Origin of the sequence: Saccharothrix hoggarensis, from assembly GCF_042678885.1 — a bacterium.
In the GTDB taxonomy this organism is placed as follows: domain Bacteria; phylum Actinomycetota; class Actinomycetes; order Mycobacteriales; family Pseudonocardiaceae; genus Actinosynnema; species Actinosynnema hoggarensis.
In genome coordinates this window covers 22,614-42,187 of sequence record NZ_JBHTLK010000002.1, presented here as the reverse complement: position 1 = coordinate 42,187, position 19,574 = coordinate 22,614, and the positions used below count along the sequence as shown (strand labels likewise).

The window sequence follows — 19,574 nt, the reverse complement described above, 5'->3', positions numbered from 1 at the left end:
GGAGCGGGCGCGTCGTATCGGACGGCACGACCTGCCGTGCTTGGGTGACCACGTGACCGCGCGGCTCGACGACCACATCACGGCGTCGCCGCCACACGCACCCACCCTCCGCCCCGTCGACGTGCCCTGGATGCAGGGACGAGTGCTGCGGCGACGCGCCTGTCCCAGGCGCGCGTCGGGACGCATCGGCCCAGGGCAGCCAGGGCTTTCCGACCCGGCTTTCGCCGAAACCGGGCGCGCCCCCCGGACGACACGGCGTCGAACGGCCCTACGCACGGTGCGGTGCCGACAGGCGCACTCACCCCTACGATGGGTGAGCCCGATTAATCGCAATGCGTATGGCCGGTGCCATCGTCCGTGAACCCAGTTCCCATGCCTGTGTCGCCGTCCGCATCCGCTCGTTCCAGTCTCTGCCCGCCGCAGCGGCAGGCGCGGGAAGCGCGGTACCGGACGGAGGCGCCCCGCCGTCCGTGTCGCGTGCGGAGTCCCGTGCGGGGATGTCCGGTGAGGCGGTGTCGGGGGCGTTGCCGCGCTCGACTGTAGTGGCGTCGTCGGGGCGTAGATCGTGTTCTTTCATAACCTCACCCGTTCGTGTGACCGCCGGATCGCGGGTGCGACCCGGCACTGTTGTGGCCCGCTCACCGTGGAGCCGGCGGATGTCGCCGCCCGGACGCGCGTGGAGGCGAGTTCGACAACGGGCAGTCCGATGCGGCGGGCTTCGGTGGCGCCGATGACCGCGCCGTGGGAGCTGGGATCGTTGATCAGTGCGTCGCCGATGGCCCGGCACATGGTGTCCACGGCCGCGGTGTCGCGGTCGGGGTTGCTGCTGATCGCCTGGCGTGCCATCTGGTCGGCGCGGGCCAGGGCGGAGCGGGCGAACTCCACGACGGTGGAGTCGATCCCGCCGAACATCGCCGCGTGCAGCGGGTAGGTGTCGGGCCGTTCCGCGACGTCGGTCATGGCCCGCTCGACCGCTCCGATGAGGTCCTTGGCCGACACGAATCCGCGTTTGCCGACGAGGACTTGCGGGTCGATCGGGCCCAGGTCGGACGTGGCACCCATGACGATGCGGTGTGCGGCCAGCGCGAAGATCGTCGCGGCGCTCTTGGCGATCTCCGGTACCAGCACCACCAGCTCCCGGCAGGAGTGCTGGGCCATGCGCGCCAACCGGATGGCGACCTCGCCGTCGCCGCCTGGAGAGCACAGCAACACGTGCAGATCACGGGTCGGGTCCAGTCCGTGCAACACGTCCTGGAAGAACGTGACGCTGTCCTCGGAGATCTGGTCGATCATCACGACGAGGTTGCAGCCGAACGCCGCCTCGTAGTCGCTGATGAGGTCGCGACGGCGGTAGCGGTCCTCGTGCTGCGCGCGGAACAGCGGTGTGTACGTGGGCCGAGAGACCGGAGGTTCGGGCTTGCGGTCGACCACGAGGTCGACCTGAGCTTCCGGGGGCCGCCCGGTGATGGTCGGCCCGCTGCCCGGTGCGGCACCGTCGATCACGTCACCGGTGTCCGCGGTCAGTGCCCCGTTCGGCCCTGTGTGGACGGTCCGTCCGTTCGGGACGACGCGGTCCTCGAGTGGGGTACCGGCCGTGCCGAGGTCATCCCACCCGCAGTGGGCCATGATCTGGGGGCTGTGGACCCGCTATTTCTCGCTCGGCCCGCTGACCCATCTCTCGGTCTACGAGTCCGCCAAGGCGTCCCAGGTCCACTCCGCCAAGAACCCACGCACCTGACGGAGCCGCGCTCCGCACGCGCAGCGCATTGCAGAAGTGTCTCGTCACAGCGCTGTGGCTCAGTCGAGCAGGGCTCGCTCTTGATTTGGGCGCCTGCGGACCGGACTGAACCGCTCGAGCGGGCGATTCTCGCTGTAGTAGTAGACGTGAAACGGTGCAAGCACCTGTTCCGAGGAGTTCGGCGCCCGTGAACTTCGTACCTCCGTGGTTCCGTGCCTGCGCTCAGCCACTGGGAACTAGAGCGGACATCCGGCACGGGCGATACCGGCCAGATCACGCGCCCGACTGATCGCCGAACACGCCCGCGCCGCCAGGTCGTCGACGCCATCGACCACGCCACAACCCACCCACAGACCGCCGCGCCGACGGGCACGCATAAGAACTCGACACGGCCATGGCAATCAGCCAGGCCCTGCGCCGCCGGGCCGAGGACGGCCATCCGCGCGTGTGAGGCGGACCGAGCTGTCACGGGGCGGTGTGCTCATTGAGGGTGAACTATCGGTGTGCCGCACGGCGCGGAAGCACGAAGCCGGACACGGCGTTCTACGGTGGTCGGGATCGGTGCCCGGGGCGGGTGCCCGACTGTCCGGGAGGCACTGTGGCGCTGATCCTGCACTTGTCGGACCTGCACCTGGCTCCGCTGCGTGACGACGAAACGCTGGGCGACTACAAGCGCCCGGTAGTACCGGCAGCGGAGCGGGCCAGGCGGACGAGCAGAATCCGCAGCAGCCTGCGGGCGTTGGGCACGATGCTCGACCGGGAGCAGCGGACGTTGGACGCCGTGGTGGTCAGCGGTGACGTGACCGACCGCGGTTCGGTCGACGGATTCGCTCTGTTGCAGGCGACGTTGGCGGAGTTGGGCGCGACACTGCCGCCGCCGGAATCGGTGATGGTGGTCCCGGGAAACCACGACGTGCGGTGGTACACCGCCCCGTCGCACCCGGACCGGTACGCGGCCTTCGTCGCCGGAGTACGAAGTCTGGGTTACCGCACGCCACTGCTGGAAGGCGTGGACCTGGTCGACGAGCACACCGCGCCCGCCACCGGTGTCGATCCGGTGATGATGCTGGACGGCGGCACGGTCGCAGTGGTGGGGTTGAACACCGCCAACTACTGCGGCGTCGAAGAAGACACCGATCCGGAGGTCGCGGACGCGGTGCGGACACTGGACTCCCTGATGCCGGCGGACGAGAAGTGGGACGCGTTGCGGCGCGACTGGCGACGGCGTGGGAGCTTCGACATCGCCCGGTTGGGTCCGCTGCAGCGCCGTTGGGCAGCCCACCTGCTGCACGACGCGGTCCAACGGGTTGACGGCGACGGCCCGGTAGTGCGGGTGGCGGTCATGCACCACCAGCTGCTGCCGGTGGGCATCGACGAGGAGGTCAAACCGTTCGAGTCACTGGTGAACCTCGGCGAGGTGCGGGAGTTTCTCGCCGCCAACGACATCGACGTCGTACTGCACGGACACAAGCACACCGCCGGGGTCTACGAGGACCACTACACACCCAACGAAGGCGACACACCGGTGCGCGCAGTCGTGGTGTGCTCGGTGCGCACGATCGGTAAAGGGCAGAGCGGCACCGGTGAGTTCGCCAGGCTGGTCGATATCGACACCGGGATGCCGACGCTGCGGCGTGTCCGGATCCAGTCCGTGCCCGCCCGCACGGAGGGTGTTCCGTTGCACGAACGCGACCTGACCGGCACCCGTAGCTTCCTGCTGGCACCTCCCGGCTCTGCGGCTGCATCCTTGCCTGCCGGGTCTGCGGCGGTCTTCGCGGCCGACACAGCCGCCTTGGTGCACGAGCGGATGCTCGACGCGGTCCGGCAACCGGGCGGCCTGCCGACACCGACCGTGTGCCGGATCACCGACGGCCCGACCGCTCTGCTCGTCCCGCCCACGTACCCCGAAGTCCCCGGTCACGCACCACACCGGCTGCAGCAGTGGTTCACCGAGATGGTCGGCTGGTGGCAGAGGCCTCAGGCCGGCCGGGGCATGCAGTTCAACCACGGCGAACGACTGCGACGCTTCCGCGCCGACCTGGACCAGATCGACCGTGTCGTGACGGTGCTGCGCGCGGAGCCCGACAGCAGCCGGGCGCTGGCGGTGCTGGTGGACCCAGTCGACGACCGGATCGACGACCCGACCGCACGGTTCCCCGCGTTCACCCTGGTCCACTTTCTGCTCACCGCAGGCGCGGTGGACGTGCTCGCCTACTTCCGCAAGCAGGAAATGGCGTACTGGTGGCCGATCAACGTGGCCGAGTTGGCCACGCTCCAGCGCGAGATCGCTCATCGGCTGACCGAGACCGGTCGCACGGCGCGCGCGGGAGCCATCACCACGGTCACCGCCCTGCCGCAGATCGGACGGAGCGTGCCGCAGGTAGCGCTGCCGATCGTGGACCGCATCGCCGACGAGGACCGCACCGCGATCGTGCGCAACGTCGCCGCCCTCGTCGCACCGGCAGCCGACCGTGCTGCGGAACGCGCCTGGTGGAAGGCGTTGTTCGCCGACTGGTACCCGGCAGACGAGCCCGCACCGGACGGCGATCCGGCCCCGACGTGGGGGCTGGAGGTGCTACGGGACACCGTGAAGGCCTTCGCCGAGGCGTTCCCCGATCAGGCACGGCTGTCGCGGGTCGCCCAGCGCCTGACCAGCCTCATCCAACTCAATACCGCGTATCTGCTCGATCAACAGCGTGGCCACACCGTCGTGCAGCGCGCGAGGTGGGCCGACCAGGTACGCCAACTCGTCGACGACTTGCTGCTTGACGTGAACCGGCGCCTGGACCGACGCCCCACCTGACCGCACACCCTATCCCGGGCATGAACCCGGAGCGGCGGACACGGTCACGTCCACCGCTACAGCTCGATCGGTTCCTGCGGCAGGACGTCGTTGACCACGGTGGACAGCTTGATACCGAACAACAGGATGTCGGGTAGCCGGTCTCTCACGAACCCGGCACGCGTTTCGACGATGTCGATCGCCTCCTGCATCCGCCACACCAGCTTCGCCAGATGGTGCCCGAAATGGCTCAACTGGTCGCGCCGCGACATGCCCGCCACATCAGGCAGGTAGGTCACGTCGTGCCACCACTGAGCCTGCTGCCATTCTCGCCACGTCACCGCCGACCGGACGGCCGCGCCGCCGTCGAACGATCCGGTCCACGGGCCGTACCCGAACGCCTGCTGCCCCGGACCAGGTGTACCAGCGAGGACATGTCCGGCCTCGCGGCGTGCCAGCCGGTCGGCGTAGAGCTCCCGCAGATCCACGTCGAGCTCCGCAGCCAAGGCGACCGCCATCGACCGTGTCCTAACGGCGACCTCGACCAGCGCGGCACGGGAGTTCTGCTCGACATGCTCTGCACGGTCACAGTGGCTGGCCACGACTCCCGTGACAGTGATCAGTTCCGAATGCCAGCGCAGCAACGCCGGCGCCGAATCCACCGTGGAGAGCATTCCTTCACCCCATCCCGCGGCCGAGCCGACTCTGGAGCGCCCACTTCCTCGAGAGTCGGCAAGTGTGACGCCCTGACCAGTCGCAGACTAGGCGATCGGGCTCGATCCCACCGCCGACCACGCGAAGCGACTCCCGACAACACCGCCACCGCAGCAACGGCAAGCACGCGCCTGCAGAGTATGTCCACTGCACAGCCGTGGCTGCGCCTGGTCGTCGCAGAGCGAAGATGACAGCGACGCCAACCTCAATACACGGACCGGCCTTCCTCATCGGACGGTCACGGACGAGGCACGGTGCGACGCCTCCGGAGGGTAGGCCCGCCGGAAGCACGGTCGCCTCACGCGTGACCTCAGGGCACGCCTAACCAGGCGACCACATGGCGGCATCGCCCGCCGACGCGACCGCAGTGGCGCGCACTCCGACGCCGAAGCCATGCAGCCCTCGACGGCGACCCGCAGGAACAGCCGCTATCGACACAGGCGACTGTGTAAGTCGCACGTGCCTAACCGCGTGACTCTCATGAAGTGACCGTGCCCAGGTTTCGGTCCAGTACCGCACTCCACGCTCTGCGCCGAATCCCGGACACGACACTTTCCGCGCGATCGGTGACCTTGACCTGGTTCGACCAACTCTGCGTGGTAGCCAGCCAACCGGTACGGGCGAGCGCGATTGCCCGTAGATAAGCTAGCAGGCTTCCGTCAACACGGCGACCAACCGTTCGGGTTTTCGCTCCTCCGAGCGTCACCGACACGGAGGCAGCCACACTAACCGCACCAGGCTTCATCTTCGGCGGTTGCGGACACCATCGCGTTACGGTGCTGGTTGACCACGCTGCCGAGCTGGTCCAGCCTACGATCGCCCCAACGTACTGTCCTCGCAGACTTGACACCTAGCCCGCCAACACAGCGCCGACACTTTGCCTGCAACACCAACGAGAATGACATTCAGGTCGCTGCCGACTTCGATGCGTCACCGTCGAAAGCATCTGAGTCTCGACAACGAAACTTGTATCCCAGTCAGGCTCGAAAAATGCCGTCCGCACCCCCTGAATCGGCCGGCCTCGCTGGTCACAGCCTTCAGTGCAGATTGCCTCATCAGCTCAGATGGCTCGCGTCAGACAGTTCACCTGCGAAACCCAGCGTCCTTTTCCCTGCACTCCACAGCCGGTGTTCCGGGGCACGGGGCCAGGTCGTCCCGCCGAGTACTGCGACCTGCCGGAGCACACCCGGTGGAGGGCGTGGCGGGAGCGGCAGCGGTTGGCGCAGGCCGTGGACGGGGACGAGGAGGTCGTCACCGTGACGAAAGGTCCGCAGGGGATCACCGCGGGCAAGATCAGGGCTGAAGAACTGCTCGACCGGTTCCGGGTGCTCGCCGAGCAGATGTCGACCACCCTCACCGGCGCGGTGGCGGAGCTGTCCGCGATCGCCGACCCCAGCGTCGCCGAGAGCCAGGTGCAGGCGGTCGAGGCCGAGGCCGCGCGGCGGGTCGCCGAGGCGGAGGCCGCGGTCGCGAAGGCGGAACGGCGGCGGCGTGACGCCGAACAGGCACGTCACGCCGCCGAGGCCACCACCGAGGACGCCGTCCGAGCCGCCGAACAGGCCGAACTCGACGCCGAATCCGCCTACGCGCAGCGCGATGCCGCACGAGCCGAGGCCGATGCGGCGGTGCAGCGGGCCGAACTCGAGATCGCCGCCATCCGCACCGAGGCCGCGGCCGCCGTGGACGAGATCCGCCGTGACGCCCAGGCCCAGGTCGAGCAGGCCAAGGCGGACGCCGTCGCCCAGGCCGAACAGGCCCGGCGGCTCGCCGTGAAGGAGATCGACCAGGTGCGGGCCGACGCACAGGCCCGCATCGACCAGATTCGGCAGGACGCGCAAGCGATGGTCGACCGCGCCCAGGCCGAAGCCCAGAACCGGATCGACCAGGCCCAAGCCGACGCGCGGACCCTCGTCGGCCAAGCCCAGGCGGAAGCGCGGGTCAACGTCGAGCAGGCCCGTGCCGCCGCACGCGCCGAAGCCGACGCCGCGAACGAGGCCCGCGTCAAAGCCGAACGGGCCGAGCAGTCCGCCCAGGACGCCCGCGCCGAACTGGACCGCGCCCGTGCCGAGCTGGCCGAGCAGCGCGACACCCACCGCGTCCAACTCGACCAGGCCGAACGCGCCGCCCGCGAACGCCTCGACGCCCTGGAACAGGCTCGCGCCCAGACCCAGGTCCGCGCCGAACGCGCCGAATCCCAACTCGACCGCCTGCAAGCCGAGCTGGACGCCCTCCGCGCCGAACGCGGCCCTCAACCACCGCGGTGACGCCGGCCGGGCGTCACCGGCCGGCACACCCTCGCCGGTGGCGGACGCCAGACCTGGGACAACTGCGGCTGAGCCCGCACACCGTCCCGCGGTGGCACGCGTGCTACCGCGGGACGCCTCAGCCGAGCGTGACCGGCTTGCCGACCAGGCTCGTCGCCACCACCCGGTCGACGCCCGGCAGGTTCGACAGCCTCATCGCCACCCGCCGCGCCCGCAGGCGCAGCCGCGACTCGGGCAGGAACCACCGCGCACCAGACCGTGCGACCTGTTGTTTCTCCGCCACCACGGGTTGCCAGGCCCGTTCGTACGCCGTCACGTCGTCCACGTGCCCGGCCAGCACGTAGGCCCCGCCGACGCCGAGCGACGCGCCCTGGCCGGCCAGCAGCGATACCGCGCCGCACGCGTCGCCCACCAGCACGACCCGCCCGGACGACCAGCGCGGCAACTCGACCTGCGCGACCTGGTCGTAGTAGATCTCCGCCGGGCAGCGCTCCAGCGCCCGCGGCACGACCCAGCCCAGCGACCCGTACGCCTCGACCACGGCCGCGCGGGGATCGGCGGGCAGGTCCGGTGTCGGGGTCCGGTGCACGGTGAACGCCGCCACCCGCCCGTCGCGCAGCCCGTAGAACCCGACTTGGCGCCCGGTGGTGTCGGTGACGCAGAACCGGCCCGTGACGAGCGCGTGGACCTCGGGGTCGTCGAACGTGAACGCCGCCGTGTGGAACCCGAGGTAGCGGACGTGACCGGGTCCGAAGACGAGTCGCCGCACGGCCGAGTGGACGCCGTCCGCGCCGACGAGCAGGTCACCGGGCACCGTCGACCCGTCCGCCAGCGTCGCGGTGACGCCGTAAGCGCCGTTGTCGACGCCCACGACCCCGGCGCCGTACCGCAGGGTCACGCCGGCGGGCAGGTCCTCGCGGAACGCGCGCTCGATGTCGGGCCGCATGATGCTCAGCAGCCGCCCGTCGACGGCGCGCGCGAGCCGGTCGAACCGGAGCCCGGCCACCCGCCGACCGCGGGAGTCGACGTAGGCCGCCTCGTCCACCCGGTACCCCAGCGCGCGCAGGCGCGGCAGCACGCCCATCCGTTCCGCGGCGTCGTAGCCGGGCCCGAAGAAGTCGATCATGTAGCCGGACGCGCGTGGTCCGGGCGCCTGCTCGACCACGACGACCTCGTGCCCGAGCGTCCCCAGCCGGTGGGCCAGCGCCAGGCCCGCGATGCCCGCGCCGCTGATCACGACCTTCACCGAAGCACCCTCCCCAGGACGGGCACGACGACGTCGGCGGTCAGGTCGGGGGAGAGCGCGCGGTGCAGCAGCACGCCGTCCACGGCCGCCGCGAGCACGGCCGCGGTCTCCGCGGGGGTGGGCACGTCCCGCGACGCCAGCCAGGCGGCGAGAGTGGCCCGGAACTCGACCAGCACCTCGCCGACGGCGCGTCGCAGGTCGTCGTTGCGGGTGGCGGCGAGGAACGTCTCGGTGAACAGCTCCTGCCCGTCGTGCCCGTCCAACGCGCCCAGCAGCAGTGCCAACGCGTCCGACGGCGTGTCGGCCTGCGCCAGCACGGAGGTGAGGCCGCCCACGGCGGACCGCAGCGCGCCGACGGCGGCCTCCACCAGCACGGCCTGCGTGGAGTCGAAGTGGTAGTGCACGATCCCCGACCCGACCCCGGCGCGGTCGGCGAGCACCCGCGTGCTGACCGCGCCCCAGCCCTTCTCGGCGATGAGTTCCGTGGCCGCGCGCAGCAGCCGTTCCCGAACCGTCATTGGACGATCGTACTGGACGATCGTCCAAATCTAGAGCCGGACATCTCCGCTCACGCCCGCGAACGCCAGCAGCCGTGCGCCTTCGGCCTCCACGTCGGCCTTCTGGTCACGGGTCAGCGGGCGGAAGAGCTCGACGTCCAGCCCGTCGCCCGCGATCTTCCACGTGCCGTGCACGAAGCCGTCCACCAGCAGCGTCGGCTTGCCGCCGATGATGATCCCGCGCCGGTAGTCCTCGTCGGAGATGACGCGGGTGCGGTCGTCGTGGCCGAGCAGCACGTTGTCGAACTCGGGCAGGAACCGCGCCGGCGCGGGCGTGTCGGGGTCGGGCAGCGGCGCCTCCGGCAGGTCGTACAGCGTGCGCCCGCGTTCGTCGGTGAAGACCCCCAGGTCCATCGCCTCGACCACGGGCTTGAGGCGGCTCATGCCGGCCCACGTCTGCACGTCCTTCACCGACGCGGGGCCGAACGCGGCCAGGTAGCGGCGCACGAACTCCTCGATCGGCGCGGCGGGTCCGGTGGGTCCGAGCCAGTGCGCGGCGGTCGTCCACCTCGCCGCACCGGACCTGCCCCACACCGCACGGGGCGGCACCTGCACGGACGGCACCAGGAAGCTGCCCGCGTAACCGAGCGCGGTGGCGTCGCGGTCGGGCCACCGCGCGCCGAGCAGGTCTCCGATCTCGCGCCGGGTGCGCGGCTTCTCCTCCAGCAACGTGGTGACGGCCCCGGTGAACTCGTCGACGTCGAGCCCTTCCACCACGAACCCGAACGGCGAGGACGCGAACCTGCGGTGCAGGAACGGCCGCAGCAGCGGTTCGATCCGGCCGTGGTCGGCGGCGGTGACCAGGTGGATCGTGGCGCGGTGCAGCGACGCCCGGACCACCTGCCGGTCCAGCAGCAGCGAGCCCAGGTCGTCGGGCCGGAACGACCGGATGCGCGACCACAGGCCGTAGTAGGGCGAGAACGGCTCCTGCGCCTGCATCCCGACCAGGTGCTCCACGACGTCGTGAGCGGTCCGGTCCACCCGGTCCAGCAGGAGCTGGCGGTGCAGGGTCGCCCGGTTCAACGCCCGGGTCGTCAGCTTCTCGGTCACGACGCCACGGTAGGCGTGATCGAGGACAACTCCGGTCCTCGATGGCGTTCAGCCCAGCTGCGGCCGCACCTCGTCGGCGACCCAGGCCATCGCGTCGGCCATGCGGTCCGCCGGCACGGGCATCCACAGCGCGCACAGCGTGATGCCCGCTTCCCCGAGGCGCCCGAGGTCATCCACGACGCTCGCGACGCTCGGTCGTGGTCCGCCGAGCGCGGGGCCGGGCGGTTCGCCCTCGAAGCCGGGCGGGACGAGGAACGAGACCGTGCTGAGGTCGAGGTCGGCGAGCGTGCGGCCGTGCGCCTGGGCCTCGGCGGCCAGCCGGCGTCGGATCTCCGGCATGGTGTCGGGGGTGACGCCGGAGCCGTGCCAGCCCGCGCCGAACCGGGCCGCGCGCCGGAGCGCGGCGTCGGTGTGCCCGCCGATCCACAGCGGCGGGCCACCGGGCGTCGTCGGCGTCACGCCGATCCGGGCGCCGGTCAGCGAGCCGAACGTCCCGGTCCGCGTGACCGGTCGGCCGCTCCACAGCGCGGTGAGCACCGACAGGTGCTCGTCGGTGCGCGCGCCGCGCCGTTCGACGGGCACGCCGACGGCCGCGAACTCCTCGGCGTGCCACCCGACGCCGACACCGAGGACGAACCGGCCGCCGGACAGCACGTCGAGCGACGACAACTGGTTGGCCAGCACCACCGGGTGGTAGTAGGGCAGGACGAGCACGCTGGTCACCAGCCGGACCCGCGTGGTGTGCCCGGCGACCGCGGACAGCAGCACGACGGGGTCCATCGCGGAGCCCGCGCTGCCGGCGAGCAGGTGGCTGGACATCAGCACGCTGTTGAAACCCAGCCGCTCGGCCGTGGCCGCGACGTCCAGGAACCTCTCGCCGGTCGCCCCGGCGCCCAGCGGTTCCAGCGACACCCCCAGGTGCATGGCCCCCCGCTCTCTCGTGGTCGGAAGATCGTCTTCCACCACGCTACCGAACGGTGGCGTTGACCTCCCGGCGCAGCGCGACGGCGTCCGCGCGGACGCGCTCGGGCGGCTCCCCGTCGATCAGCGCCCGCCGCATCAGGTCGGCGATGGCGGGCTGGTGCTCGGGCGTGAAGCCGCGGCGGGTGATCTCCTGGGTGCCGATGCGCAGGCCGCGCAGCCCTTCGTCGATGCGCTGCCACGGCAGGCCGATGCCGCTGAGGTAGACGCCGGCGTCGCCGAGCCGCACGGCCGCCGCGTCGCCGCCGCCGAGGGTGATCGCGTCGATCGCCAGGTGGTGGGAGCGGGTGAACTCGCCGTCGTGGCGGGCGACGTCGAACCCGTTGTCGGCCAGCGCGCGGCCGAGTGCCTGGGCGTTGGCGACGCACGCCCGCGCGTAGTCGGGTCCGCGTTCGGCGAGTTCGGCGGCGGTGACGGCGAGCGCGCCGAGCCGTCCGGCGTCGTAGTTGGCGAGCATGCCGGGGTAGGCGACGTTCGAGACGCGTTCGGCCAGGTCGGCGTCGCGGGTGACGACGCAGCCGCCGGACGGGCCGCCGAACGACTTGTAGGTGGAGAACGTCATGACGTGCGCGCCCTCGTGCAGGGGCCGCTGGAAGACCTTGCCGGCGACGAGCCCGGCCATGTGGGAGGCGTCGTAGACGAGGACCGCGCCGACCTCGTCGGCCGCCGCGCGCACCGCCGCGACGTCGTGCGGGAACAGCATGAGGCTGGCGCCGATGACCACGATCCGGGGCCGGTGCACGCGCAGGAAGCCGGGCAGCTTCGCGTAGTCGAGGTCGAGCTCGTCCGGCAGGTAGGGCAGGTCGACGACGGTGAGGCCGCGGATGGCGGGCACGCCCTGGGCGTGGTGGCTGGCGTGGCCGCCGGCGGACTCGGGCAGCACCGCGATCTTGTCGCCGGCGCGGGCGAACGCGGTGTAGACGGCGAGGTTGGCCAGGGTGGCGCTCTGGAGCCTGACCTCGGCGTGCTCGCCTTCCATGAGGGAGGCGACGAGCATCGGCGCGAGGACTTCGAGGGTGTCCAGGTGGTCGAGGCCGACCTGGTACTTCTCGCCCGGCCAGCCCATGCTGGGCCGGCTGGACACGGTGGCGGACAGGGCGGTCGCGGCGGCAGGGCTGAGCACGTTGGTGCCCGCGTAGAGCACGATCCCGTCGTCGTCGACCTGGGCGGCGTGGGCGTCGAGGGCCTTGCGGACGGTGCCCGCGACACCGGCGGCGGTCAGGTCGGCGGACACGGCGGCTTCGACCTCGGCGAGCCTGCGCTGCGCCTGCGGGGAGGCCCAGGGGGCGATCCGGCTGTTCGTCACGAACCGGAACGCTAGGGCGTGCCCGGCGGGTGGGGCGACCGTCCGGCGACTGGAGTTGTTCCTACAGTTGTCGGAATGCAGGAGCTGCTGGACGAGCTGTCCCGGGTGCTGGGGCGTGGCGTGTCGGTGGACGACGTGGCGGGCCGGGTGGTCGCGCACAGCGCCCAGACCGACGATGTCGACCCGGCGCGGGTGCGGGCGATCCTGACCCGGCGGGTGCCGGCGGACGTCGCGGCGTGGCAGGAGCAGCACGGCATCGCGACCGCGACGGGACCGGTGCGGGTGCCGGAGAACGCGGCCCTCGGGTTCCACCAGCGGGTCGGCTTTCCCTTGCGGCACAACGGGGTGCTCGTCGGCTACCTGTGGGTGCTGGGCGAGCCGCCGGAGGTGGACCTGGGCGGTCGGCTGGCCGCGTTGGCCGCGCAGGTGCCGGCCGGTGAGCGGACGCCGGTGCGGGTGGTGGTGGCGTTGGAGCCGCGGGTGGTGCGCACGGTGCCCGCCGGCGACGCCCTGCCGGAGCTGCCGGGGCACGTCGGCGTGAGCGACCCGCACCCGCCGGACCGGTCGGGGGCGGCGTACCAGCAGGCGTTGGCGGCGGCCGAGCTGGCGCGGCTGGACCCGGCGTTGCCGCGGCGGGTGCGGTGGTCCGAACTGGGCGCGTACCGGCTCCTGCTGGGCGCCGCGCCCGAGGACGTGCTGTCCGGGCTGTCGGACGTGCTGCTGCGGACGTTGGAGGTGTACCTCGACTCGGGCTGCGACGCGCGGGCCACGGCGGAGCGCCTGCACCTGCACCGCACCAGCCTGTACTACCGGCTGGGCCGGATCGGCGAGATCACCGGCCGCGACTTGGCCGACGGCGGGACGCGGCTGGAGCTGCACCTGGCGCTCAAGCTCGTCCGGTTGGCACGGCGGCCGTGAGGCGGCGCTCGCGGGTCGGGGCACATCCGCTCCGACTGCGGGCGGGGAGCCGGGCGCACGATAGGGTGATCGGCTTCCTGACCGACGTCAAGGAGTGATGTGCCCGCCGACCTCGGATTGCTGCTGTACCTCCCGCACCGCGAGCTGGAGAACCGGGTGTTCGCCGCCCTCGCGGAGGCGGGGTTCGACGACGTGACGCCCGCCCAGGCGCGGGTGTTCCACCGCATCGGCCCGGACGGGTCGCGGCTCACCGAGCTGGCGGAGGCCGCGCGGATCACCAAGCAGACCGCCGGTTTCCTGGTGGACCAGCTGGAACGCGCCGGCTACGTGGAACGCACGCCGGACCCGACCGACGCGCGGGCCCGGCTCGTCCGGGTGGCCGAACGGGGGCTGCGGGCGATCCCGGTGGGGCTGGCCGCGATCGCCGAGGTGGAGCGGGAGTGGACCGCCCACCTGGGTCAGCGTCGGATGGCGGCGCTGCGCGACGCGTTGACCCGGCTGAGGGAGGTCACCGACGTCTACCTGTAGCCGGTCCTACCGGCAGGTCGGCGGTCGTTGCTGCGCGCCGTGGTTCAGCTCGACGCGGATGTCGTCCTTATCGGGCAGCACCACGACGGTCCCGCGCGCCCTGGTCCAGCCGTCGGAGACCAGGAAGTACTTGCCGCCGGTCTTGTCGAGCAGCCGCAGGCCGAGGTAGCGGAACCGGTACTGCGAGCCCTCGGCGGGCAACGGCTCCTCGCACGCGCCGGGCGCCGTGATGTGCATGCGTTCCTTGGCGTACACGACGACGGCGGTCCTGGCGCGCACGTCGGCGGCGAACGCGCGGGCCAGCTCGACGCCCTCGACCTCGGCGTAGTTGCCCGCCGACCAGAACAGCGACAGGGACACGACGGCGAACGCGAGCACCCTGGTCCACGTCGGGTGCGTGTCCGGTCGGCGCAGGCGGCTCGCGTACAGCGACACCAGGATGCCGCCGCCGACCGCGAGCGGGAACGCGTAGAAGCTCGTCACCGGGAACACCAGGCCCAGCGCCACGGCGATCGCGGGCAGGAGGACCCAGGCGAGGGACAGCGCGGTCCGCAGCGCCCGCGCGCGTGCGCCGGGTCTCGCGCTCGCCGTGCGGACGTGCGGTTCCAGCCAGCGGCAGACCAGGGCGATCACGACCACGACCGCCAGCAGCAGGAACACCGGTCCGACGCTGCGCAGCACGTAGTCCGTGGTGGACAGGTCGAGCACGAAGCTGTCGAGGCCGAGTTCGCGGGCCTGGACGTGGCTGCGCCGCCAGCCGAAGTAGACGAGCAGGCCGGTGAGCACGGTGACGTTGGCCAGCACCTCGCCCACCCGCTGCACGGCGTCCGGCTGGTCGGAGCCCGTGCCGGTGTCCGCGGGCCCGGTGTCTCGGCGGTCTGTGTCCGGGCGGTCGGGTTGCGGGCGCTCCCGGCCGGGACGCTCCGCGTCGGCGTGGTCCGGGCCGGGTGGGTCCGGGCCGGGTGGGTTCGGGCCGGGGCGCCCGGTGTCCGCGCGGTCCGTACCCGGGCGTTCGGCGGCGGGCCGGTCGCGGTCGGCCGGTGTGGTCATGACGTCGTGGTGGTCGTCGTGGTTGTCGTGGTCGTGCGGCCCGTGGTCGTGGTGCCGGCCCCGCCCGTCCGCGACGTCGTGGTGGTCGTGGTGGCTTCGTTCGCGTCGGTGCGCGGGTCGTCCCTGGGCCCGCCGGGCGGCGGGGGCCAGCCCGGCGGCCTGCCGGCGGCGCAGGGGAAGCTCTGCGGTTCCCGCTGGTCGAGGACGCTGCGCACGGCCTGGTAGGTCGGGCAGTCGACCGCGCCGCTGCCGTCGCCTCCGGTGTTCACCAGCCAGCCGTACCGGCCGGCGCGCCCGTACATCGCGCGGGCCCGCGACTCGTCGCCCCGGCACAGCGCGACCGCCGCGTCGTAGAGCAGGACGTTGCGCGGGCTCGTCATGGAGCGCCACTCCTGCTCCAGGGTCGTCTTCGCCGCCCCGCAGTCCCGGAACGTGGCCAGCTGCCGGTACACGTTGTCCTCGGCGAAGCTCGGCGAGTCCGGTCCCACGGGCAGGAACCAGCCGTACCTCCGGCCGTTGCCGGTCGGGCCTCCCGTGCCGCCCGTGGTCTCACCCGTCGTGCCCGTCTCGCCCGTCTCGCCCGTTGTGGTTCCGCCGTCGCCGGTGGAGCCGCTCGTGGCCGTCGCCGGGTCGGTGGTGGTCTCGCCGCCCGGCCGGTCGAACGCCCCGCTCCCGCACGCGGCGAGGCCCACCGCCGCCGCGACCGCCACCGCGGTCGTCGTGGTCCGCGTCCACATGGCATACCGCCTCCTTCGCCGTCACGGCAGAGGAGGCACGGCCGGTCGCCGGGGATACCGGTCCCGGTGTCGCCTTTCGGGTGATTCCGGGCGGCTAGGACGACAGGAAGCGGTCCAGGACGCGGGCACCGTGGCGGAGGCCTTCGACGGGGACGCGCTCGTCCACGCCGTGCGGCATGGCGCGGTAGTCGTAGCCGGGCGGGATGGACAGCGGCGAGAAGCCGTAGCAGTCGATGCCCAGGCGGCTGAACGCCTTGGCGTCGGTCCCGCCGCCCATGCAGTACGGCACCACGACGGCGTCGGGGTCCTCGGCGCGCAGGGCCGCGGCCATCGCGTCGAACCAGGGCGAGTCGATCGGCGCCTGCACGGGCGGCTCGTTGGCGATGAACTCGCGCCGCACGTCCGGCCCGAGGGCGGCGTCGATCGCGGCGAGCAGCTCGTCCACGGTGCCGGGCAGGGTGCGCACGTCGACCTCGGCGGTGGCGGTGCCGGGGATGACGTTCACCTTGTAGCCGGCCTGCAGGACGGTGGGCGTGGTGCTGTTGCGGACGGTGTTCTCGACCAGGCGGGCGGCGGGGCCGAGGCGGGCGACGGTGCCGTCCACGTCGTCGAGGTCGACGTGGACGCCGAGCGCCGCGCCGACCTGCTCGATGAACGCCCGCACGGCGGGGGTGAGGCGCACGGGGTGCTCGATGGCGGTGATGCGGGCGAGCGCGCCGAGGAGGTTGACCACGGCGTTCTCGTCGTTGCGGCGGGAGCCGTGGCCGGCGCGGCCGGTGGCGGTGAGGCGCAGGTGGGACGTGCCGCGCTCGGCGGTGCCGATGGGGTAGATCCGCTGGTCGCCGACGGGGTAGGCGTAGCCGCCGGACTCGCTGATGGCGGCGGCGCAGCCGGTGAAGAAGTCGGCGTGGTGGTCGACGAGCCACTGGGCGCCGTACTCGCCGCGGTCCTCCTCGTCGGCGACGAACGCGAGCACGATGTCGCGGCGCGGCCGGCGGCCCTCGCGGGACCAGTCGCCGAGCACGGCGAGGACCATGGCGATCATGTCCTTCATGTCGACCGCGCCGCGGCCCCACAGGTAGCCGTCGCGCTGGACGCCGGCGAACGGCGGCACGGTCCACTCGGACGGGTCGGCGGGCACGACGTCGAGGTGCGCCTGCACGAGCAGCGCGGGCAGGCCGGGGTCGACGCCGGGCACGCGGGCCAGGACGTTGGCGCGGCGCGGCGCGGATTCGAGCACGGTGGCGGGCACGCCGACGGCGTCGAGGTGCCCGGCGACGAACTCGGCGGCCTCCCGTTCGCCGGCGGACCGGCCGCGGCCGTGGTTGGTGGTGTCGAACCGCAGCAGTGCCGCGCACAGGTCGACGACGTCCTCAGCCATAGATACCCTCCACCGCCCCCGCGGCGATCGCGGTGACGACCTTGAACGCCTGCATCGCCAGGGTCATCGACGCGGCGTCGAAGCCCACCCGGCGTGTTCCGACCTGCTCCACCGTAGGGACCACCGCCGCGGCGGCCGCGAGGTGGGTGGCGTCGAACTCGACTTCGACCCGGTGGGAGGTGACCGAGCCGGGTGCGCGTCCGGCGCGGCGCACGGCGGTCCGGGCGGCGGCGGTGATCAGCTCGGACGTCACCGAGGGCGGCGCGCAGACGGCGGCGTACCGGCTGACGCACTCCTTGACGGCGACGAGCTCGGCGTCGGGCGCGTAGTCGCGGGCGTCGTCGCACGCCTTGTCGTCGCCGGTCACGAGCAGCACGGGGACGCCGTGCTCGGCGGCCAGCGCCGCGTTGAGCCTGCCCTCGCTCGCCGGGACGCCGTCCAGCCACACGCCGGTGATGGAGTTCTCCAGGTAGGTGTGGGCGAGGACGCCCTCCTGGCCCGCGCCCGCGTGGTAGCCGAGGAACACCACGCCGTCCACGCCGGAGTCGATGCCCTGCATCATCGACAGCGGCTTGTGCCGTCCGGTGAGGAGCCTGGCCCGGGGGTCGAGGTCTTCCAGCAGGAGGTTGCGCTGGGACGAGTGGGCCTCGTTGACGAGCACGTCGGCCGCGCCGCCCGCGACGGCCCCCGCGACGCAGGCGTTGACGTCACCGGTGAACAGCTGGCGGAAGCGCTGCCACTGCTCGGTCTGCGGGACGACGTCCGCGGTCCACGTGACACCCGTCGCCCCCTCCATGTCCGCCGAGATCAAGATCCGCATGGGTTTCACCGTACCGAGTGGTCGTCGGTTCTTGACGAATGACTCACGGTAGTGGTTACTTCTTGACTTCCACTCACGGGCGGGAGGCGGTCACTGTGGGTATCCGGCGATTCGGCGCGGTCACGGCGGCGATGGCGATGGTGGTCCTGCTGGCGCCCACACCGGCGCCGGCGCAACAGGCGGTCACCTTGAGGGTGGCGATCACCCAGCAGGTGGATTCGCTCAACCCGTTCCTGTCGATCTTCCAGGCGGGCACCGAGGTCGGCCGGCTGATGTACGACTACCTCACCGCCTACGACGTCAAGGACCAGCACCCCGTGGAGGGCCTGGCGTCCCGGTGGGAGTCCTCCGAGGACCGGCTCACGTGGACGTTCCACATCCCCGAGGGCAAGAAGTGGTCCGACGGGCAGCCGATCACCGCCAAGGACGCGGCGTTCACCTACGACCTGATGATGCGCGACGAGGTCGCCGCCACGGCCAACGGCAGCTTCACCGCCACGTTCGAGTCCGTGACCGCCGCCGACGACCGCACGCTGGTCATCAAGACCAAGCAGCCGCAGGCGACCATGCTGGCGCTGGACGTGCCGATCGTCCCCGAGCACGTGTGGTCGAAGGTCACCGACATCGGCGAGTACCGCAACGACCAGGTGCCCGTGGTGGGCAGCGGGCCGTTCATCCTCACCGAGTACCGGGCCAACGAGTTCATCCGGTTCAAGGCGAACAAGGACTACTGGCGCGGCGCGCCGAAGTACGACGAGCTGACGTTCAGCTACTACAAGACCTCCGACGCCGCCGTGCAGGCGTTGGCCAAGGGCGAGGTCGACCTGGTCAACCGGATGGGCCCGGCGCAGTTCGACTCCCTGAAGGACGAGGAGGGCGTCACCCGCAACAAGGCCAACGGCCGCCGCTTCAACGAACTGGTGATCAACTCCGGCGCGGCGACCCGCACCGGTGAGCCCATCGGCGACGGCCACCCCGCCCTGAAGGACGTCGTGGTGCGCCGCGCGATCGCGAAGTCCATCGACCTCGACGCGATCATCGACCGGGTCAACGGCGGCTACGCGCAGCGCGGCACCGGCCCCATCCCGCCGGTGTTCGGCGACTACCACCTCACGCCCGACCCGGCGCACCCGTACGACCCGGCCGCCGCGAACGCCGACCTCGACCGGGCCGGGTACGCGCGCGGCGCCGACGGCATCCGCGTCTCGCCCGAGGGCAGGCGGATGGAGCTGCGGCTGCTCGGGCACGCCAGCCGCGCCTACGACGAGCAGACCGGCGAGTTCGTCAAGCGGTCCCTGGCCGACCTCGGCATCGTGGTCGACGTGCAGATCGTGTCCGACAACCAGCTCAACGAGTCCAGCACCGCCGGGACGTTCGACCTCGTGTTCTCCGGCTGAGGCACCAACCCCGACCCGGACTTCATCCTGTCGCTGCACACGTGCGACCAGCGGCCCAACGCCGACGGCAAGGGCGGCACCACCGACACGTTCTTCTGCGACCCC

General features: G+C 72.0%; 17 protein-coding genes. 6 read left to right on the top strand and 11 right to left on the bottom strand.

Annotated elements, in window-relative coordinates; genetic code table 11:
- Positions 1 to 573 precede the first annotated feature (573 nt).
- Complete coding sequence (locus ACFQ3T_RS00645; protein ID WP_380718531.1) at positions 574 to 1,503, bottom strand: SDH family Clp fold serine proteinase; 930 nt, start codon at positions 1,501 to 1,503, stop codon at positions 574 to 576.
- Between the two features lie 91 nt (positions 1,504 to 1,594).
- Here ACFQ3T_RS00645 and ACFQ3T_RS00640 point away from each other — a divergent pair, with 91 nt between their 5' ends.
- Positions 1,595 to 1,738 (top strand): hypothetical protein, encoded by a 144-nt coding sequence (locus ACFQ3T_RS00640; protein WP_380718529.1) that lies wholly within the window; start codon positions 1,595 to 1,597, stop codon positions 1,736 to 1,738.
- Positions 1,739 to 2,336: 598 nt separating this feature from the next.
- A complete protein-coding gene (locus ACFQ3T_RS00635) occupies positions 2,337 to 4,541 on the top strand; it encodes a metallophosphoesterase (protein WP_380718527.1) in 2,205 nt (734 codons plus the stop codon).
- Between the two features lie 56 nt (positions 4,542 to 4,597).
- On the opposite strand, the gene ACFQ3T_RS00630 is transcribed toward ACFQ3T_RS00635, so the two are convergent.
- Positions 4,598 to 5,194, bottom strand: a complete 597-nt coding sequence (locus ACFQ3T_RS00630) for a hypothetical protein (protein ID WP_380718525.1) — start codon at positions 5,192 to 5,194, stop codon at positions 4,598 to 4,600.
- Between the two features lie 1,167 nt (positions 5,195 to 6,361).
- Between ACFQ3T_RS00630 and ACFQ3T_RS00625 the strand changes: the two genes are divergently transcribed.
- On the top strand, positions 6,362 to 7,498 hold the full coding sequence (locus ACFQ3T_RS00625; protein WP_380718523.1) for a coiled-coil domain-containing protein: 1,137 nt from the start codon (positions 6,362 to 6,364) through the stop codon (positions 7,496 to 7,498).
- Positions 7,499 to 7,616: 118 nt separating this feature from the next.
- On the opposite strand, the gene ACFQ3T_RS00620 is transcribed toward ACFQ3T_RS00625, so the two are convergent.
- The 5 genes from ACFQ3T_RS00620 to ACFQ3T_RS00600 are packed head-to-tail and all read right to left on the bottom strand — an operon-like array spanning position 7,617 to position 12,638.
- Entirely contained in the window at positions 7,617 to 8,744 is a 1,128-nt protein-coding gene (locus ACFQ3T_RS00620) for an FAD-dependent monooxygenase (protein WP_380718521.1), read from the bottom strand.
- Positions 8,741 to 9,262 carry a TetR/AcrR family transcriptional regulator gene (locus ACFQ3T_RS00615; RefSeq protein WP_380718519.1) on the bottom strand — a complete coding sequence of 174 codons (522 nt, stop codon included), beginning with the start codon at positions 9,260 to 9,262 and terminating at the stop codon, positions 8,741 to 8,743. Before ACFQ3T_RS00615 ends, ACFQ3T_RS00620 begins: the two co-directional genes overlap by 4 nt.
- A 30-nt stretch (positions 9,263 to 9,292) precedes the next feature.
- Entirely contained in the window at positions 9,293 to 10,351 is a 1,059-nt protein-coding gene (locus ACFQ3T_RS00610) for a winged helix DNA-binding domain-containing protein (protein ID WP_380718517.1), read from the bottom strand.
- Positions 10,352 to 10,399: 48 nt separating this feature from the next.
- A complete protein-coding gene (locus tag ACFQ3T_RS00605; RefSeq protein WP_380718515.1) occupies positions 10,400 to 11,275 on the bottom strand; it encodes a TIGR03619 family F420-dependent LLM class oxidoreductase in 876 nt (291 codons plus the stop codon).
- Between the two features lie 43 nt (positions 11,276 to 11,318).
- Entirely contained in the window at positions 11,319 to 12,638 is a 1,320-nt protein-coding gene (locus ACFQ3T_RS00600; RefSeq protein WP_380718513.1) for a serine hydroxymethyltransferase, read from the bottom strand.
- 75 nt (positions 12,639 to 12,713) lie between these two features.
- On the opposite strand from ACFQ3T_RS00600, the gene ACFQ3T_RS00595 reads away from it, so the two are divergent.
- Positions 12,714 to 13,556: a PucR family transcriptional regulator gene (locus ACFQ3T_RS00595; protein ID WP_380718511.1), complete on the top strand. Its 843-nt coding sequence runs from the start codon at positions 12,714 to 12,716 to the stop codon at positions 13,554 to 13,556.
- A 99-nt stretch (positions 13,557 to 13,655) separates the two neighbouring features.
- Positions 13,656 to 14,084: a MarR family winged helix-turn-helix transcriptional regulator gene (locus tag ACFQ3T_RS00590; RefSeq protein ID WP_380718509.1), complete on the top strand. Its 429-nt coding sequence runs from the start codon at positions 13,656 to 13,658 to the stop codon at positions 14,082 to 14,084.
- Positions 14,085 to 14,090: 6 nt separating this feature from the next.
- On the opposite strand, the gene ACFQ3T_RS00585 is transcribed toward ACFQ3T_RS00590, so the two are convergent.
- The 4 genes from ACFQ3T_RS00585 to ACFQ3T_RS00570 form a co-directional block, all read right to left on the bottom strand.
- Positions 14,091 to 15,134, bottom strand: coding sequence for a hypothetical protein (locus ACFQ3T_RS00585; protein ID WP_380718507.1), 1,044 nt, complete (start codon positions 15,132 to 15,134; stop codon positions 14,091 to 14,093).
- Entirely contained in the window at positions 15,131 to 15,871 is a 741-nt protein-coding gene (locus ACFQ3T_RS00580; RefSeq protein ID WP_380718505.1) for a hypothetical protein, read from the bottom strand. Before ACFQ3T_RS00580 ends, ACFQ3T_RS00585 begins: the two co-directional genes overlap by 4 nt.
- A gap of 94 nt (positions 15,872 to 15,965) precedes the next feature.
- Positions 15,966 to 17,252 carry a M20/M25/M40 family metallo-hydrolase gene (locus ACFQ3T_RS00575; protein WP_380718502.1) on the bottom strand — a complete coding sequence of 429 codons (1,287 nt, stop codon included), beginning with the start codon at positions 17,250 to 17,252 and terminating at the stop codon, positions 15,966 to 15,968.
- Positions 17,245 to 18,072, bottom strand: a complete 828-nt coding sequence (locus ACFQ3T_RS00570; protein WP_380718500.1) for a M55 family metallopeptidase — start codon at positions 18,070 to 18,072, stop codon at positions 17,245 to 17,247. The genes ACFQ3T_RS00575 and ACFQ3T_RS00570 overlap by 8 nt, the downstream gene beginning before the upstream one ends.
- Before the next feature lie 95 nt (positions 18,073 to 18,167).
- On the opposite strand from ACFQ3T_RS00570, the gene ACFQ3T_RS00565 reads away from it, so the two are divergent.
- The gene (locus ACFQ3T_RS00565; protein WP_380718498.1) at positions 18,168 to 19,469 is read left to right on the top strand and encodes an ABC transporter substrate-binding protein; all 1,302 of its coding nucleotides are present in this window, start codon (positions 18,168 to 18,170) and stop codon (positions 19,467 to 19,469) included.
- Positions 19,470 to 19,574 lie beyond the last annotated feature (105 nt).